Source organism: Nocardioides sp. WS12 (assembly GCF_014108865.1).
Classification (GTDB): Bacteria; Actinomycetota; Actinomycetes; order Propionibacteriales; family Nocardioidaceae; genus Nocardioides.
In genome coordinates this window covers 1,421,450-1,438,038 of the sequence record NZ_CP053928.1, presented here as the reverse complement: position 1 = coordinate 1,438,038, position 16,589 = coordinate 1,421,450, and the positions used below count along the sequence as shown (strand labels likewise).

18 protein-coding genes and 1 tRNA gene are annotated in these 16,589 nt (G+C 69.4%); 5 read left to right on the top strand and 14 right to left on the bottom strand.

All coding sequences use genetic code 11. The features are described 5' to 3' along the window. Positions 1 to 23: 23 nt before the first annotated feature. Together HRC28_RS06725 and HRC28_RS06720 are read right to left on the bottom strand one after the other, a co-directional pair. Entirely contained in the window at positions 24 to 926 is a 903-nt protein-coding gene (locus HRC28_RS06725; protein WP_182379366.1) for an alpha/beta fold hydrolase, read from the bottom strand. Then, entirely contained in the window at positions 923 to 1,897 is a 975-nt protein-coding gene (locus HRC28_RS06720; RefSeq protein ID WP_182379365.1) for an enoyl-CoA hydratase/isomerase family protein, read from the bottom strand. Before HRC28_RS06720 ends, HRC28_RS06725 begins: the two co-directional genes overlap by 4 nt. Positions 1,898 to 1,990: 93 nt before the next feature. Here HRC28_RS06720 and HRC28_RS06715 point away from each other — a divergent pair, with 93 nt between their 5' ends. Then, positions 1,991 to 2,662 (top strand): TetR/AcrR family transcriptional regulator, encoded by a 672-nt coding sequence (locus tag HRC28_RS06715; protein ID WP_182379364.1) that lies wholly within the window; start codon positions 1,991 to 1,993, stop codon positions 2,660 to 2,662. Here HRC28_RS06715 and HRC28_RS06710 read toward each other — a convergent pair. After that, positions 2,647 to 3,507, bottom strand: coding sequence for an SDR family oxidoreductase (locus HRC28_RS06710; RefSeq protein WP_182379363.1), 861 nt, complete (start codon positions 3,505 to 3,507; stop codon positions 2,647 to 2,649). The two genes, HRC28_RS06715 and HRC28_RS06710, sit on opposite strands and share 16 nt — an antisense overlap. Before the next feature lie 480 nt (positions 3,508 to 3,987). Here HRC28_RS06710 and HRC28_RS06705 point away from each other — a divergent pair, with 480 nt between their 5' ends. Both HRC28_RS06705 and HRC28_RS06700 read left to right on the top strand, forming a co-directional pair. Continuing rightward, complete coding sequence (locus HRC28_RS06705; RefSeq protein ID WP_182379362.1) at positions 3,988 to 4,311, top strand: helix-turn-helix domain-containing protein; 324 nt, start codon at positions 3,988 to 3,990, stop codon at positions 4,309 to 4,311. Continuing rightward, positions 4,308 to 4,652 carry a hypothetical protein gene (locus HRC28_RS06700; protein ID WP_182379361.1) on the top strand — a complete coding sequence of 115 codons (345 nt, stop codon included), beginning with the start codon at positions 4,308 to 4,310 and terminating at the stop codon, positions 4,650 to 4,652. The genes HRC28_RS06705 and HRC28_RS06700 overlap by 4 nt, the downstream gene beginning before the upstream one ends. Positions 4,653 to 4,775: 123 nt before the next feature. Here the strand turns inward: HRC28_RS06700 and HRC28_RS25115 are convergent, their stop codons facing one another. The 3 genes from HRC28_RS25115 to HRC28_RS06690 are packed head-to-tail and all read right to left on the bottom strand — an operon-like array spanning position 4,776 to position 6,265. After that, the gene (locus HRC28_RS25115) at positions 4,776 to 4,961 is read right to left on the bottom strand and encodes a hypothetical protein (protein WP_202033245.1); all 186 of its coding nucleotides are present in this window, start codon (positions 4,959 to 4,961) and stop codon (positions 4,776 to 4,778) included. Further along, entirely contained in the window at positions 4,936 to 5,568 is a 633-nt protein-coding gene (locus HRC28_RS06695) for a hypothetical protein (protein ID WP_202033244.1), read from the bottom strand. Before HRC28_RS06695 ends, HRC28_RS25115 begins: the two co-directional genes overlap by 26 nt. Positions 5,569 to 5,578: 10 nt before the next feature. Continuing rightward, positions 5,579 to 6,265, bottom strand: coding sequence for a hypothetical protein (locus HRC28_RS06690; protein ID WP_182379360.1), 687 nt, complete (start codon positions 6,263 to 6,265; stop codon positions 5,579 to 5,581). 394 nt (positions 6,266 to 6,659) lie between these two features. On the opposite strand from HRC28_RS06690, the gene HRC28_RS06685 reads away from it, so the two are divergent. After that, positions 6,660 to 7,895, top strand: coding sequence for a site-specific integrase (locus tag HRC28_RS06685; protein WP_182379359.1), 1,236 nt, complete (start codon positions 6,660 to 6,662; stop codon positions 7,893 to 7,895). Positions 7,896 to 7,978: 83 nt separating this feature from the next. Here HRC28_RS06685 and HRC28_RS06680 read toward each other — a convergent pair. The 7 genes from HRC28_RS06680 to HRC28_RS06650 form a co-directional block, all read right to left on the bottom strand. After that, positions 7,979 to 8,054, bottom strand: a tRNA-Ala gene (locus tag HRC28_RS06680). Positions 8,055 to 8,130: 76 nt separating this feature from the next. After that, entirely contained in the window at positions 8,131 to 9,000 is an 870-nt protein-coding gene (locus tag HRC28_RS06675; RefSeq protein WP_182379358.1) for a hypothetical protein, read from the bottom strand. A 95-nt stretch (positions 9,001 to 9,095) separates the two neighbouring features. Continuing rightward, on the bottom strand, positions 9,096 to 9,713 hold the full coding sequence (locus HRC28_RS06670; protein ID WP_182380492.1) for a GNAT family protein: 618 nt from the start codon (positions 9,711 to 9,713) through the stop codon (positions 9,096 to 9,098). 41 nt (positions 9,714 to 9,754) lie between these two features. Next, positions 9,755 to 10,234 (bottom strand): MogA/MoaB family molybdenum cofactor biosynthesis protein, encoded by a 480-nt coding sequence (locus tag HRC28_RS06665; protein WP_182379357.1) that lies wholly within the window; start codon positions 10,232 to 10,234, stop codon positions 9,755 to 9,757. Next, positions 10,231 to 10,716 (bottom strand): cyclic pyranopterin monophosphate synthase MoaC, encoded by a 486-nt coding sequence (gene moaC, locus HRC28_RS06660; protein WP_182379356.1) that lies wholly within the window; start codon positions 10,714 to 10,716, stop codon positions 10,231 to 10,233. Before moaC ends, HRC28_RS06665 begins: the two co-directional genes overlap by 4 nt. Then, positions 10,706 to 11,926, bottom strand: coding sequence for a gephyrin-like molybdotransferase Glp (gene glp, locus HRC28_RS06655; RefSeq protein ID WP_182379355.1), 1,221 nt, complete (start codon positions 11,924 to 11,926; stop codon positions 10,706 to 10,708). Before glp ends, moaC begins: the two co-directional genes overlap by 11 nt. A 4-nt stretch (positions 11,927 to 11,930) precedes the next feature. Then, on the bottom strand, positions 11,931 to 13,322 hold the full coding sequence (locus HRC28_RS06650; protein ID WP_182380491.1) for a UTP--glucose-1-phosphate uridylyltransferase: 1,392 nt from the start codon (positions 13,320 to 13,322) through the stop codon (positions 11,931 to 11,933). Positions 13,323 to 13,350: 28 nt separating this feature from the next. Between HRC28_RS06650 and HRC28_RS06645 the strand changes: the two genes are divergently transcribed. Then, the gene (locus HRC28_RS06645; RefSeq protein WP_202033243.1) at positions 13,351 to 13,944 is read left to right on the top strand and encodes a 5-formyltetrahydrofolate cyclo-ligase; all 594 of its coding nucleotides are present in this window, start codon (positions 13,351 to 13,353) and stop codon (positions 13,942 to 13,944) included. Here HRC28_RS06645 and HRC28_RS06640 read toward each other — a convergent pair. Continuing rightward, a complete protein-coding gene (locus tag HRC28_RS06640) occupies positions 13,941 to 16,565 on the bottom strand; it encodes a penicillin acylase family protein (RefSeq protein WP_237111728.1) in 2,625 nt (874 codons plus the stop codon). The two genes, HRC28_RS06645 and HRC28_RS06640, sit on opposite strands and share 4 nt — an antisense overlap. Between the last annotated feature and the right edge of the window lie 24 nt (positions 16,566 to 16,589).

Sequence of the window (16,589 nt, the reverse complement as noted above, 5' to 3'; positions counted from 1 at the left end):
GACGGAAGCAAGGTGCACCGGGATCAGGCCTTCCGGAGGTGACGGGTCAGGAACTCGACCTGGTCGGCGACGACGTCCTCGAAGGCGTCGCCCAGGTAGATGTCGAAGTGGCCGGCGTCGTACTCCTTGATCTCGCCGCGCGGAGCGGTCTTCGCGTACGCGAGAGTCTGGGCAGCCGGCGTGACCGTGTCGTGATTGGTGATGCAGAACAGGATCGGCGGCTTCACGCGGCGCGCGGCCTTACCAGGGCGGTACGTCGTGATCGTCGGGGCGACCCGCGCGGCGACCTCGTTGACGAAGGTGCCGCCGTCCGGCACCAGAGCCAGGTAGCCGTCCAGCGCATCGGGTGCGTTCATCAGGGCGAGTTCGCCGGGGGCGGCGGCCAGCGGGATCGTGACGGGAGCGCGGCCGCGGGCGGCTGCGAAGACGTCACGCGCCACGGAGGGCAGCACCTTCGCCGTTCCTCGCGGGCCGAGTGCGCGCGCCGAGGCCAGGCCGTCAGTGAAGGGACACTGCGCGACCGCTGCCCGGAGTTCGGGGTGCCGGGAGGCCACGGTGATGGCGTGGCCCCCACCGAAGGAACTGCCCCACACGGCGACCCGCGTCGGATCAACATCCGTCCGGGTCTGCACGTGAGCCAGCGCGGCGTCCCAGTCGGCGAGCTGGCGCTTGATGGACAGCAGTTGGCGGGGGCTACCCCCGCTGTCGCCGAAGTGCCGGTAGGTGAAGGAGAGTGCGGCGATCCCGGCCTGCGCGAAGCGCTCGCCGTACGCGTCCAGGCGCATGTCGCGGGTGGCGCCCAGCCCGTGGCCCATCACCACGACGGGCGGCGACGAGACACCGGCGGGCAGGTGCAACCAGGCCGCGCAGTCCGCGTCGCCGGACGGGAAACGGACGTCGAGGCGGGTGACCTTCTTGGTGCTCATCGCGCCGACACCTCGCTCTGGGTGCGGGGAACCGAGCCCTCAGCGATGGCGCGTTCGAACGTGTCGCCGCTGTAGAGCGGCAACTCGCCGCTCGCCTCAGTGTCCGCCATGTACCCCGTCATCAGACGCTGACCTTCCTTCGACAGGGCCTGCCTCAGGAACTCGGTGCGCTCCACGTGCAGGCCGTCCTCCAGCGACATCGAGCCGCCGAGGTAGACGGCGCGCTTGATCGCGGCCACCGATTCCTTGGTGCGGGCCCCGAAGTGCGCGGCCAGTTCCAGCGCCCGATCCAGCACTTCCTCCTGCGGTACGACGTCGTCGAGCGCGCCGAACGCAAGGGCTTCGGCCGGCGTGAACGGCTTGCCCTCCAGGATCGCAACCAGCGACCGGTGGGTGCCGATCAGTCGAGTGAGGCGCTGGGTGCCGCCGCCGCCCGGCATGATGCCGAGCAGGATCTCGGGCTGCCCGATGAAGTAGTCGCCGTCGGCCATCACGCGCAGGTCGTTGGCCCACGCGAACTCCGCACCCAGGCCCAGGGCTGAGCCGTTGAGTGCCGCTATGAAGATGACGCCGCTGCGATTCATCTTGAGGAACGTCTGGTGCAGGCTCTCGAGCTCGACGGCCGGCCACAGCGGGGTGTTGCGGAGGGCGGGGGCCAGCGCGGCACTGGCCTTGTTGACGCCGTACGCCGTGCGCGCGAGCGCCGATGCCCCTCGTCGACCGACAGCCGGGACAGCCGCGCCGCCCTCCTGGAGCCAACGGACCTCGGCGTGGCTGACGAACCGGTCCGGGTGGGTGCCCGTGAAGACCACCGCGCGAATGTCGGGGTCGCGGTCCACCCGGTCGACCAGCGTCTCCAGTTCGGCGGCGATGTCGGGGCCGAACACCTGCCGCGGTCCGCCATCGATGCGTACGACGACCACTGCTCCGCGTTCCTCGATCTCGAGGTGACCCGTTTCCTTCTCCGCCATGACGCCTGCTTTCCTCGTTGCGTTCCGCTAGAATAACGAAGTTATGAACGGACGACAAGGGTGATCCAGCCCACGAGTGAAAGCATCAGGACCATGGCAGTGGACGAGATCTCCGGCAGCGTGCCCGAGCGACTGGTGGCGGCCGCCGTCACGCTGCTCGCCGAGGAAGGCCCGTCGGCCATCAAGGTGCGCTCGGTGGCCGCGGCCTGTGGCCTGTCGACGATGGTTGTCTACAGCCACTTCGGCGGCGTGCCCGAACTCGTCAGCGCCGTGGCCGATCACGGTTTCGAGGAACTTGGCCGGGCGTTCGCAGAGGTTCCGGTGACCGACGACCCGGTGACCGACCTCTTCGCGATGGCCACCCGTTGCCGCCAGATCGCCCGGGCCAACCCGCACCTCTACGACCTGATGTTCGGACTCTCCACTCGAGCGACCTACCGGCCCGCGGCCGGCGGAGGGTCCCGGCTGAGCGGACACTCCCCCAGCTTCAAGGCTTCCTACGCGCTCGTGACCGACGCCTGCGCCCGCCTCGTGACATCCGGCCGGATCCCCGCCGTCGACCCCGAGGTCGTGGCAGCCTCCACCTGGAGCTTCATCCACGGCTACATCAGCCTCGAACTGGCCGACCACTTCGTCGAGTTCGAGGACCCATTGACCCAGGTTCTGGTCCCGATGGGCGTGACCTTCTGCGTCGGCCTCGGCGACACCCCGGAGCGCGCCCTGGCCTCCCACGAAGCAGCCCTGGCGCGCTACGGGACCAGCTGATCGTTGCGCCCGAGAGTGTCGACCTCGCGCTCCAGGGTCGGCACCGTCCGCGCTGCGAAGCGGCGCATCCACGGCCACGCCGCCGGGGAATTCAGCAGGCCCTGCGCCCAGTTCGCGACACCGACGGCACGCGGGACGTAGACCCGCGACCGCCGACCTACCAGCGAATCGACGATGGCTGCAGCAGCGTCATCCACGCTGGTCGTGACGTTTCCCGGATAGGGCAGCCGCCGGCGCATCGCCGCGAACGACGGCAGGTCGGCTTCGGCACCGCGCACCAGATCGGTGTCGATCCACGACGGATGCACCAAGCCCACCGTCACTCCGAGATGCGCAACCTCCTGACGATAGGCCAGCGCCAGCATCTCCACCCCGGCCTTGCTGGCGCCGTACGACGCCATTGCAGCCAACGGCATGAACGACAGTGCGGACGCGACGACTACCGCGTGCCCGTGACTCTGCGCCAGATGGGGCGTCGCGTACTTCAAGGTCCGGAAGACGCCGTTCACGTTGATGTCAATCACCCGCTCGAACGATGCCTCGTCGATGTTGCGCACGGTGCCGTAGGCAGCGACGCCAGCGTTGGCGACCAGGAAGTCGACGGAGCCGAGGTCCGCTGCACAGCCGTCTATGCCGGCGCGAAGCGCGTCACCATCACGCACGTCGGCCTCACGCCAGACCGCGCTCTCACCAAGATCGGTGGCGAGCTCCCGCAGCCGCTCGGCCTCGAGTCCCACCAGGCCGACCCGGGCACCACGAGCGACTGCCGTTCGAGCGACCTGCTCCCCAATGCCGCGCGCGGCCCCGGTGACGATGACGGATCGGCCCTGCAGGTCTCGGCTCATGCAATAACTATAACTTCGTTATTAAGTCCCGTCCATCAATGCACCGAAGTCATCCATGGAGCGGCCGACAAGGAAGGGGCGTGGTCGATGTCGCGTTCGAAGCAGAAGCGCCTCGGCGCGCCACCAGGAGACCTTTCGCATCCGAGGACGACGAGCCCAAACCTCCGCATCTCATCGAAGCCTCATCGCACATAGGCATCACGCGACGCTCACGCTCGGTGTCCCCCACCCGCAGTGCAAACGATCGAGTGCCACACACCTCTTGCATTGTCGGATGGGAATCGTCCGGCGTATTCCCCGCACAGGTTGTGAAAGCTGCTTTCCATCGGGGCGCACTTCCGCCGACCACCGGCTGAGTCGCCTGCAGATTGACTCTGTCGACGAGATCTCGGTCGGCGAATGATCGCTGCGTTGCGACCCGTGCCCTTTGGAGACCAGCAGAGGTGCAACGGGCACCCACGGGATCGGGACGAGGCTGCAATGAAGAACGACAAGCACGGACAGAACCAACCAAGTCTCTGGGACGAGCCGCCACCGCAATCCCCGCCAAAGCCGTCGCCGCGGCGACGAGTTGCGCCGTCCTCGCCACAACCGGTCACTCCTGCGCATGCCGCGAACGACAGCACGGGCGAACGTCTCTGGACCGCCGCGGATCTGGCCGAATACCTCGGCGTACCGGTCAAGACCATCTACGCCTGGCGCGCCAAGGGACTGGGGCCTAAGGGGTTCCGGTTGGGCAAACACCTGCGCTGGCATCGCCGGGCCGTCGTGGACTGGACACTCACGCTGGAGCGCGACCAGTGATCACGACCTGCCCTCGCTGCGGGAAGCCATTCCACGTCTCCGACCGCCCGAGTGCAGGCCGTCCGCGACGGTGGTGCAGCAGCGCCTGCCGCCGGCTCGCGTCCGAGGAGCGCCGAGCCGCCGAAGCCGGCCACAGCGCCGTCACGTTCATCAAGGAAGCCACGAGCCTCGACGAGCATGTCCGTGCCGTCCTGGACTCCCCCGGCGCCTGCCGCCGCATCCTGCGCGAGCTCGCTGATCGCGACGCCCGGGATGCATTGCGAGAGGCCAAGTGGAGCAGTGTCGCCGACGAACTGGAGCGTCTGCGCCGGCCCCGCCCAGGCACGCGCTGGCGCCGCTGACGATTACGCCGGACGCAACTCGACCGAGAATGCACCAGGTGTGTGGCACTTCCTCATCGCTGTCCGGCGTTCCATGCTCGTGGCCGCTGGTCAGCCATGACCGCGGCTGGGCTGCCGTCCGAGTCAGATCTCGTCGGTGAGTATCTCCAGGGCTGTCTCGGCGTCGATGCGGGGCTGGCCGGTCAGCACGGTCCAGGAGATGTTGTCCGGTGTGAGCCGGGTACGCAGGGCCTGGAGCCGGGATCGGTCGGATCCGGTGAAGCCCTCGCGCTCGGCGAATGGGTCATCGATGCAGGCGAGCAGGGCCACGGCGTCGCGCAGATGGCGGTCGGGGTCGCGAGAGACCCGTCTTGTAGGCGGCTGCCTTCAAGACGAGTGCACCGAACGCGCCGGGTACCGAGATTGTGGTGATGGTTTCTGGCTCGATCTCCAGGCGCGCGTTGATGGTGCGTCGTAGTGCCTGCGTGCCGCCCTCGATGCGGACCATGTCGCGTCCGGCGAGCCGCTCGGTGACCTTCGGAGCGTGGTGGTCGGTGATCAAGACGTCGACGACCTCCTCCGCCGCCTCGTCGGGACCGTTGGCGACCAGGTCGACATTGCTGGTGCCACGGTAGAAACGGTGCGCGGTGTTGTCACGCGGATCGACGGCCGAACGCAGTTCGTAGCCCAGCGAGCGCAGCGCGGTCGCAGTCTCGGCGGCGACGCCGCGGGACGTCTCGACGTGCAGCACGATGTCGACATCGTTGGTCGGGCGCACGATCCCCAGCCCGTGGTGGATGGAGTGCAACTGGGTCATCAGGCCGCCGACCAGAGTCCACTTGTCGGTCGGCAGCACCGCGGCAATCTCGGCGACGTTCGGCCACGGGTCGGGCCAGCCTCCCGCGGGGGCGGCGACGTCGATGATGGGGCGCTTCATACCCGGTTGCTTACCCCCTACCGTTCTCGCGGAACAACTCCAACCGGCCAAGCAGGACCTGCACTCCCACGCCTCGTTCGCGCGGGTCGAGGGAGGTGGCGGCGTCGACAGCGGCGAGCGTCCTGTTCAAGGCCGCCAGGGACTTGATGAAGTCGATGTCCATGGACGTGGAGCGCAGGGTGATCAACCCGGTGGTGTCCTCGACCAGCCGGCAGCGGCGCACAACGTCAGCGATCCGGTCGGCATGGATGTAGCCATCGACGATGGTGGCGTCCTCGACGAGCCCGAGCCACTGGCGGCCGGGGACGACGAGTTCCGCGCGGACGCGGTCGATGACGGAGCGGTGGCCTGACCAGGTAGTGACGCTCGCGCGGTCGCGCAGACGGAGGGCCAGGTCGGTCGGGTCGGTGATGTCGCGCAGGGCGGCGCGGAGCCGGGACGTCTGGACATCACCCAGGCCCAGCGGGGCCGCGCCCGAGAGTAGGGCGACGGCTCCCCAGGCAGTGTGCTCTGCCCAGGTCCGGGTCCGGCCCGAACCGCGCTCGGCGCGGTAGCGCTCCACCGAGGTGCGGTCGAAGATTCCGCGCGCGACGCGGGTGATGGCCCCCGCCTCGGCGAGGCCGCGGACCTGGCGCGCCTCGACGCCCAAGAGACCGGACACCTCCTGGGTCGTCAGGAAGTCCCCTCCGATCGCCATAACAGAATACTGCCTCTTCCGGTGGTTATCTGTAAAGCGATTCACGGGCTGCCCACTCCGATGTATCCCCTGCAGCCCGGTGAATTGCAGAGATTCCACAGGCTCCGTTGATCGCTCGAGGGCGCTTTCGGTCCCTAGGTGAACATCAAGGTGTCGTGGGCGGCGGATCGCCGACCCGGAAGTTGGAGGTGGCCCGATGGAAACGGTGGAGGAGATTCTCACCAGCGGCGAATTGTCGCGGTGGATCCGGGTGTCCGAGTCGACCCTGTGCCGGTGGCGGCAATGCGGGATGGGTCCACGGGTGACGTAGATGACCCCAACGTGCCCGCGCTACCGGCGCCGCGATGTCGAGCTCTGGCTCTCACGGGCGTCCTGATCGGGCGCATCGACGCACATGATTGAGAAGACTTCCAGCGGTCGCTTCCGGGCGCGGCTGAAGAGCGGACGGCAGTTCATCGCCAGCCGGACCTTCGACACGAAGCGCGAGGCGAGCGAGTGGCTGTCGCGGGAGAAGGCCGCGCTCGCCGGCGGGATCGACCCCCGCGCGGGACGCCGCCAGGTGAGGACGCTGCTCGAGGAGTGGTTGGTCGTTCGTGAGTTCACCGTCGCCGCGAAGACGTACCGCAGCGACCAAGCTCTTCAGCGGTTGGTGCCGACGAGCATGCAGCTCATGCACGTGGCGGCCGTGTCGGAGCGGGAGATTGCGCGCTCGTTCGAGCATCTGATCCAGCGCGGGCTCAGCGAGCGCTCGGTGACCAGGTACCGCGCGAGCCTGTCGACCTTCTTCGCCTGGTGCGTTCGGGAGAAGGCCGTCGTTCGCAATCCGGTGACCACGACGAAGGTTCCGCGGTCCTCGGAAGAACCGACCGAGATGCGGCCGTGGACCGAGGCCGAGCTCGAGGCCACTTACGAGCTGTGGAAGGAACGCGACCCGCAGCTGGCCGACGTCCTTCTCGTGCTGGGCTGGACCGGGATGCGGTGGGGCGAGGCGCGCGCCGCACTGGTGGAGGACGTGGTCGACGTACCCACACCCGGACTACTGGTGCGCCGCTCGCAGTCCGAAGGCGGCGCGGTCAAGGCCACCAAGGGACGCCGCGGGCGGCGTGTGCCGGTGGCCGATCGTGTCCTGCCGATCATCCAGCGCATGGCGGCCGGCAAGGAGCCCACCGATCTCCTGGTCACCACGGCGGGCGGCTCTCAACTGCATCGCAATGCGGTGTTGCGCACAGTCAAGTGGGAACAGACCGCGGGAGGCCGTCGCATCCACGACCTGCGCCACACCGCCGCGTGCCTGTGGCTGGCCCGCGGCGTGGACCCCGGAACCGTGCAGGCCTGGATGGGTCACGAGTCGATCGCGACCACGAACCGCTATCTGCACTTTCTCGGCACCTCGGCGGACCAGGCGGGCCTGGACCGGCTGAACGATCCCGGCCGCGGACCTGCCCCGAGACAGGGTCCGTCGCAAGGCGCCGCAGCAGCGGGGACGCGGCGGGGGACGCACTGGGGGACGCGGGGACGGCGTCGCCGCGGAGGCATCCGACAGTCTCGGCCGGAGCACGCGGCAGGCAGTCCGCGGGTCCCCACCGGGGCGGGGGTACGCGGGGGTACGCGAGGTGGGATTTCGCGGTGAATCCCGCCCGTGGAAGTCCCGCTCCCCACCCCCGAAACGCGAGAACCGGCAGGTCAGAGATGACTTGCCGGTTCTCGTTGCTTTGGTGGAGCTGAGGGGATTCGAACCCCTGACCTTCTCATTGCGAACGAGACGCGCTACCAACTGCGCCACAGCCCCAAGCAAGCGGAAACGTTAGCACCCGAGTCACGGGTGTCCGAATCCGGATCCCCTCCTGCGAAAGGTGCGCGGCCCGTCAGGAACCGGAGGCGCGACGCTGCTTGATCTCGGCGTCCGGCTCGGCCTTGGCGCGCTGGGCGTCGGCCTCGCGAGCCAGCTGCGAGTCGGCCTCGTTGCGGCCCGAACTCCACACACCGGTGGAGTCGAGGTCGATGGTGCGGACGGTGCGTCCCGCGGGCGCCTTGTCGACGTACGTCGGCAGGGGGACGGGGACGGGGGTCCAGGCATCGGGGTCCACGGCGACGGGCTCATCGAGCAGTTCCGCGGTGACGACCGGGATGTCCTGGGTGTTGTCGCTCTCGTCGTCGTCCTCGTCGGCGTCCTCGTCCTCGATGACCTCGTCAGCGAGGGTGCGACGGCGCTTGCGGACCGGAGCAGCAGCGCGAGCGGCACGCTCGCGCTTGACCATGAGCCGGCATGCGACGAGCCAGGCGCCCATCAGGACGACCGGGATCAGGATCCAGGTGGCACCAATGACGCTGCCGATCGCCAGGGCAGAGGTGACGATGATGGCGGCCAGCAGGACGTTGAAGACCCGGCGGCGACGCTCGGCGGCACGACGGGCAGCCGCCTGGCGGAGCCGGCGCTGGACCTTGCCGAGCTCGTCGGGGCGGGTACGCGGCGCCGGCGCGGGCTTCGCGGGGCCGTCTTCGGACACGACGTCCTCAGTCGGCTCGTAGGTGTCGTAGGACTTGCGTCCGGCAGGCACGAGTTCGGCTTCGGTGGCCGACACCGCGTCACGACGGGCGAGCACTCGCAGGCGGTCGGAGAAGCCCTCGACAGATCGACTGTCGGCGTCCTCTTCGTGCTGCTTGAGCGCCTTCGGAACGAGGTAGACGGCCCACGCCACCGCCAGTGCGACGAAGATCAGTGCGCTCAGGTCCACAACGAGAGGTTAGGAGCGCTACCTCAAAGTGGGGCGCATGTCGACCGGTGTGTCACAGATTGATTCGTGTGACGTGTGTGATTTGACCGAGTCGATCAAGCTTCGGGTTCCTCCGCGAGCCTGATCAGCACACCCTGCGGCGCCTCCTCGCGGACCACCGCGAAGATCCGGTGGTCACGCCACTCGCCGTCGATGTGCAGGAACAGCGGGGCGTACCCGATCTCGCGGATGCCGAGTTTCTCCACCACCCGCAGGGAGTTCGTGTTCTCCGGGCGGATGCAGATCTCGATCCGGTGCAGCCCGGCCACGAAGAAGCAGTGGTCGATCACCATCGCGACCGCGCGCGGGATCACGCCCTTGCCGGCGAAGTCCTGGTCGATCCAGTAACCCACGGACGCGAACTGCGCCGAGCCGCGCACGATGTTGTTGACGCTGACCTGGCCGGCGAACTTGCCGTCCACCTCCACAACGAAGGGGTACGTCGTCCCCTTCCGCGCCGCGCGGGACAGTCGCTTGGTCAGCCCTCGGAACGTCAGGGGGCGGGCATCGGCGCCAGGAGGCGCGGTGGCGTCCCAGGGCCCCAGCCACAGGGCATTGCGGCGGCGGGCGGCGCGCCACGGCCGGGCGTCACTGCGGCGAATCGGACGCAGCCGGACCACCGGGTCGGAGCCCGAGGTCAGTTCGTTCGGCCAGGCCCGTCCGGGCACGGCCACGATCGTCCGCTCACGGGGCGAACGCTCGCGGCGTACGCCACTCAATGGTCGCTCCCGACAATCTGCTCGACTGCGTGCACCAGCACGGGTTCGAGGACGGCGAGCGCGTCCTTCACGCCACCGCGCGAGCCCGGCAGGTTGACCACGAGCGTCTGTCCGGCGATGCCGGCAACGCCACGGGACAACGCGGCCGTCGGCACGCCCTTTGCGACACCGGCGGCGCGGATCGCCTCGGCCACGCCCGGGACCTCGCGGTCCAGCAGTGGCCGGGTGGCCTCGGGAGTGCGATCGGTCGGGGTGAGTCCGGTGCCACCGGTCGTGAGGACGACGCGCGCGCCGGCAGCGACCGCCGCGGCGATGGCTTCCCCGACCGGTTCCCCGTCCGGGCAGACCACGGGCGCGGCGACGACAAAGCCCAGTCCCTGCAAGGCATCGACGATCAGCGGGCCGGTCGTGTCGTCGTACACACCAGCGGCGGCGCGGTTCGACGCAACGATCACCGTCGCAGGCAGGCCAGTCATCGGGTGTAGTCCCCGGACTTGCCGCCGGACTTGGTCTCGACCTGGATGTCGGTGATGACCGCGGCCTTGTCGACGGCCTTGACCATGTCGACGACGGTGAGCGCGGCGACGGAGACGGCGGTGAGCGCCTCCATCTCGACGCCCGTCCGATCGGTGGTCTTCACGGTGGCCAGGATCTCGACGGCGTCGTCGGCGACGGACAGGTCGACGGTGACACCGGAGATGGCGAGCGGGTGGCAGAGCGGGATGAGCGCGGGCGTCTGCTTGGCGCCCATGATCCCGGCGATCCGCGCGACGGCCAGGGCGTCGCCCTTCGGCACGCCTTCGCCGCGCAGCAGTCCGATGACCTCGGCCGAGACCAGGACGCGGCCGGACGCGCTCGCGACCCTGTGCGTGACGTCCTTCGCGGACACGTCGACCATCCGCGCAGCGCCACTGGCGTCGACATGGGTCAACCGTGGCTGGGTGGCGTCATCGGCCATCTCGGTCCTCCTCGGGGTGGAGCGGCAGGACCTCGACGGTGGTGCCCTCGGGCACCACCTTTCCGGTCGCGGGTACGACGAGCAATGCATCGGCCACGGCGAGCAACCGTTGCGAGTGGCCGGCGTGCCCCGGCAGCGGGGCGATCCGGCCCTCGTGGTCGAACAGGCCAGGCAGCAGGACGGTGCGATCGGCACCCTCGACCGGCGCAGCGAGTGCGGCCGTCTGGCGCGCGACCTCGCGTCCAGCGAGGACGTGGAGCGCCGGGACGACGTACAACAGGAAGGAGGCGTAGGCGGCCACGGGCGTGCCCGGCAGGGTGACCACCGGAACCTGCCGCCCGTCCGACGTCGGCACGACGCCGAAGCCCTGCGGACGGCCGGGCTTCATGGCAACGGGGCCGAACCAGAAGCCGTCGGCGTCGCGCAGCGCGGCCTTCACCACGTCGTGGTCGCCGGCGGAGACGCCGCCCGTCGTCACGACCAGGTCGGACACCTCGGCGGCCTTCTGCAACTGCTCGCGGAAGATCGCCGGGTCGTCGGCCACCGGTCCGAAGGCTGTGACGTCGGCGCCGGTCGCGCGACCGGCCGAGGCCAGGGTCGCGGTGTTGCTGTCGGGGATCTGGCCGTCGACCAGTTCGGCGCCGGTGGAGATGACGGCGAGAAGGGGCCGCGGATGCACCGGCACCTCCCGCACCCCAACGGACGTGAGCAGGCCGATCTGCGGGGGACCGAGGCGGGTGTCGGCGCGCAGCGCGATCTCGCCGGCGGCGACGTCCTCGCCCTCCTTGCGGATGTGGCGACCCGTCGCGGCGGTCCGCAGGATCCGCACCGGATCGGCGCCCGTCGTCCACTCGAAGGGGATGACCACGTCCGTGCCCGGGGGCACCGGAGCTCCGGTCATGATCCGGATGGCCGCACCCTCGGGAAGCGGCAGGACCTGATCGCCTGCTGCGATCACGCCGGCGACGGGCAGGTCGACGGGCGTCGCCTCGGAGGCGGCAACGACGTCGGCGGCTCGGACCGCGAAACCGTCCATCGCCGCATGGTCGAACGGCGGTACCGACAGCAGGGCTGTCACATCGGCTGCCAGTACTCGACCGATCGCGTCGGCCAGCGCCACCATGTCGAAGCGCGTCAACGGGGCGACCGTGCCAAGGATCCGGGCGCGGTGCTCTTCGACCGACACGGTCGACCCGGGCGATCCAGCCAACGGGTCAGCCTTCCGAACCAGCGAGTACCTCGCCGGCAGCAACCCGCTGCGCACCCTTGCCCGAGAGCTCGACCGAGCCGACGACCTGGACGCCGTGGCCGAAGGTCCAGTCGCCGTCGACGCTGAGGGACGACGCCTTCGCCAGCGACGGCGCACCCTCGGGGAAGCGCTGGTCGAAGTCGTCGACCAGCTTGTAGTGGTCGGCGTCGAGCTCGACGAACGGCACCTCGCTGGCGACCTGGGTCAGGCCGAAGTCGGCGCCGATCTCGTAGACGTCGGAACGCAGCACCAGCAGGTCGTTGGTGGTCTTCACCGGGATGAACCGGTCACGCCCGACCTCGATCAGGCGAGCACCGTCGAACACCTCGATCGCCGCACCCATCGCGGTCTCGATCTGCACGACCGCCGGGCTGTCGGGGTCGGCCGGGTCGACGGTCTTGTTGTTGCGAATCAGCGGCAGGCCGAGGATGCCCTCACGTTCGTCGAGCTTGGCCTTCATCGCGTGCAGGTCGAACCACAGGTTGTTCGTCGAACAGAACTGGTGGCGGGTCAGGTCGGCGAGGGCCTCGAGGTCCTCCTTCGCCGTCTGCGCGGTCTCGCGCAGGACGATCCGGCCGTCGGTCTTGCGGCGGGCGAAGTGGCCACCCTTGCGGTCCGAGGCCGTACGACGAACCGCCTCGATCGCGAACGGTGCACCCGACGCGGCGAACCAGCCGGCCACCTTCGGGTCCGGCACCGCACCGAGATTGTCGGAGTTCGAGACGAACACGTAGCGGAACCCGTGCTCGATGAGCTGGTCGAGCAGGCCGGTGCCGCGCAGCGCGGTGTAGACGTCACCGTGGCCCGGCGGACACCACTCGAGATCCGGCTCCTTCGGCCACGACACCGGCGTCAGGTCGGACGCGAGGAGCTTGGGCTCCTTGTTCTGCAGGAACTCGATGGGCAGTCCGTCGACCGCCAGGTCCTCGTAGCGCCCGAGTGCGTGCAGCGTGTCCGCGGAGGTGCGGAAGGAGTTCATCAGGATCAAGGGCAACCGGGCGTCGTACTCCTTGCGGAGGTGGAGCGCCTGGCGGGCCATGATGTCGAGGAAGGACAGGCCGCGGCGTACGCACAACAGCGACTTCGCGCGGTCCATGCCCATCGACGTACCGAGGCCGCCGTTGAGCTTGATGGCGACGGTCTTGCCGATCGCGTCGGCCGCGACATCGGCGGGGACGTCCGCGTCAGCAAGGCTCTCGATGTCGACGGGGTCGATCGACGACTCAGGGATCATCCCGGTCTCGCCGTGCTCGAGCAGTCGGTAGTAGTGAGCGAAGGTGTCGATCGCCACCGGGTCCACGCCCGCCGCCAGCATCTTTGCCCGCGCCTTCTCGAGTCCACCGCTACGTCCAGTCATACCCATGAGTCGATCGTAGGCTTGTCCGGTGACCGGTCCACAACCGCGCCAAGAGGCGACACGCAAGATCGCTGTCCGGGACCAGGTCCTGACCGGCCGGCGGCGTCGACCGCTGACCGAGGTCGGCGAAGCCGCGCGGGCCATTGCCGACGTCCTGCTGGCCACCGATGAGGTACGACGGGCCGCGACCGTCGCGTGCTACGTCTCCCTCGGCACCGAGCCCGGCACGACCGATCTGCTCGACCGACTGGCCGACGCAGGCAAGCGGGTGATCCTCCCCGTCCTGCTGCCGGACAACGACCTCGACTGGGCGGTCTACCGGGGACTGATGTCCCTGGCGCCCGCTCGCCGCGGACTTCTCGAACCCGTGGGTCCGTCCCTCGGCGTCGACGCCGTGGCGACCGCCGATGTCGTTCTGGTGCCCGGTGTTGCCGTGTCGGAGGGCGGGATTCGCCTGGGCCGCGGCGGCGGCTCCTACGACCGCGCGCTCGGCCGCGTGCCGGCGGGCACCTTCACCTGTGTCCTTTTGTACGACGACGAGGTGCTCCCCGACGTACCGGCCGAGCCGCACGACCGACCGGTCACGGCCGCCGCGACGCCAGGCGGGCTGCTCCGCTTCTAACCGCCGGCGGGCAGCAGGGTCAGCACGTCTTCGCCGGCATCCTCGACGGCGCCGTCGGAGAACACCCACGGCAGGGTCTCGCCGCGGGCCCAGCGGTCGGTCTGGTCGGTGTAGTTCGGGTGGTACGCGTGCCCGGAGACGCCGGTCAGGTTGATCCAGCGCGCGGCGTCCAGGTCGTCCATCGGCACGACCATCCGCATCGACGGGGCGGTCACGACGTCGTACCCCTCGGTCGCGTCCCAGCCGGTCGCGTTGACGAGCGAACCGCCGCCGCCGACTTCCCAGCCGCCACGGTTGAAGATCCGCTCAATGACACCGATGCCCGACTCCCCCAGCGTCGCCGAGCGGAGCTCGAGCTTGTGCAGTGCACCCCACGTCCACTCCTCGGCGTTGGGTGACTCGCGTGCGGTGAGTTCGTCGCGCGCGGCCTTCATGGACGCGCGCAGGATGTCGTCGCGACCTTCCCGGACGCCGTCGGTCTCGACGTCGTCCCACCAGCTCGCCGATCCCTTGGGCAGGATCGACGCGAGGACGGCGAACCAGCGGTCGCTGCCGTCGGGGTCGAGGGCGTCGGGCAACTCGTCGCCGAAGGTCCGCTGCAGCACCTCGCGCCACACGACGTTGAAGTAGGCGGCCGCGCCGCTCTCCGGGCCCTGCCGGTAGTTCCACGAACGCAGCAACCGCTGGCCGTCGGAGTAGTAGCCGCGCGGCAGGTCGACCCGCAGCAGGTACGGCGTCAGCACCTCGCCGATGGCGTTCCAGTCGTCGAGCTGGATCGCCCCCATGCTGCGCACGCTCAGTTCGTCGTCGGCCTCGAGGAGCTCGTTGATCCGCGCCGAGCGGTAGCCGAGGTCCCAGTCGGAGGTGAGGAACGGCGCGTACCGCTCCGGGTCGATCACCGCCTGGTTCGCGGTCGTGATGATCCCCGAGTCCGGGTCGAGCACGTTCGGAAGGGCGTCGTACGGAACGAACTCGCCGGTCCAGGCGGTGTCGCTCTTCCACCCTGCAGCGGGCATCCGGCCGTCGTTGCCGGGCTTGCGGATCGGGACGAGCCCGGTCGCCTGGTAGCCGATGTGGCCCTTCGTGTCGGCGTACACGACGTTCTGCCCGGGTACGGCGAAGTCGCTGAGCGCGGCACGGAACGACGTCCAGTCGCTGGCGGTGTTGAGCGCGAAGAGTGCGTCCGCCGTGGGCCGCGGCTCGAGTGCGGTCCAGGCGAGCGAGACGCCGTACTCCCGCTGCAGGACGTCGCTCATGTGGTCCTCGAAGGACTCGTCGCCGGAGTTCTCCGGCCCCTGCTCCGAGGCGATGTCGGTGAGCTGGTCGACCAGGCCGTCCTCGGTCAGGTCGACCGCGTCCAGTTCGTCGTCCAGCTCGGCCAGGTCGGACAGCAACGGCCCGTGGCTCGTCGAGCGCACGTCGAGGTCGATCGACGATCCGTCGCGGACCTTGATGACTTCCTTGCGTACGACGAGCGGCAGGTCCTTGCCGTCGGACTCCCACGTGTCGCCCTTGATCCGCTCGACGTAGAGGTCGGTGACGTCCGGGCTGAGGTTGGTGAAGCCCCACGCGATGTCGGCGTTGTGTCCGATGACCACGCCCGGAACGCCGGAGAAGCTGAACCCGGCCACGTCCATCGGGCACTCCGTCGAGACCGTGCGGCAGTGCAGCCCCACCTGTGTCCACACACCCGGGAGCGAGATCCCGAGGTGCGGGTCGTTGGCGAGCATCGGCTCGCCGGTGCTGGTGTGGTTGCCGTCGACGACCCAGGCGTTGCTGCCGATGCCGTCGCCCTGCCCGAGCAGTGGCGGTACGCCGGCGAGGACTCCGCGCACCTCAGCGAGGGCCGCCAGCGCGTCGGGATCGCCGAGGGGCGGACGTTGCAACAGCCTTTGCCCGCCGCCGCTGACGTCCTGGTCGAACTCGTCGCCGAGCAGTCCGCCCTGTTGGACGATCGGGTCGTGCTTCGCGTAGGGGTAGCCGGGATAGAGGTCGGCCATGCGCTGGGTGCCGACGGTTGCGGCCGTGAGGGCGCGCCCGATCTCCTCCTCCATGTTGCCGCGCAGGTCCCACGCCATCGCCTTCAGCCAGGCGATGGAGTCGACGGCGGTCCACTTCGCGGGGGTGTAGTCGAGGCCGCTGAGACCGAGCAGGCTGTACTCCAGCGACATGTCGGAGGGTGAGCGGCCGGCGAGATAGGCGTTGACGCCCTCGGCGTAGGCGTCGAGCGCGCTGCGCGTGGCCGGGCGAAGCAGGGTCAGTTCCTTCTCGGCGACGTCGCGCCAACCGAGGGTCCGCACCACCAGGTCGCTCTCGATCCCGGCTTCGCCGAAGAGTTCCGAGAGCCGACCGGCGGTGGCATGGCGTCGTACGTCCATCTCGAAGAAGCGGTCCTGGGCGTGGACAAAGCCCTGCGCGAGCATCAGGTCCGGCATCGAGTCGGCGTAGATCTGCGGGATGCCGGCCTCGTCACGGATCACCTGCACTTCGCCCTCGAGACCGCTGATCTCCAGCTCCCCGCTGGTCTGCGGCCAGGGCTTGCGCGCGACGACCCATGCCGTTGTCAGGCTGGCCACCAGCGCGATCGTGCACAACACGGCGATCACGGTCAGCCAGCGCACTGAGCGCGACCACCTTCGGGACCC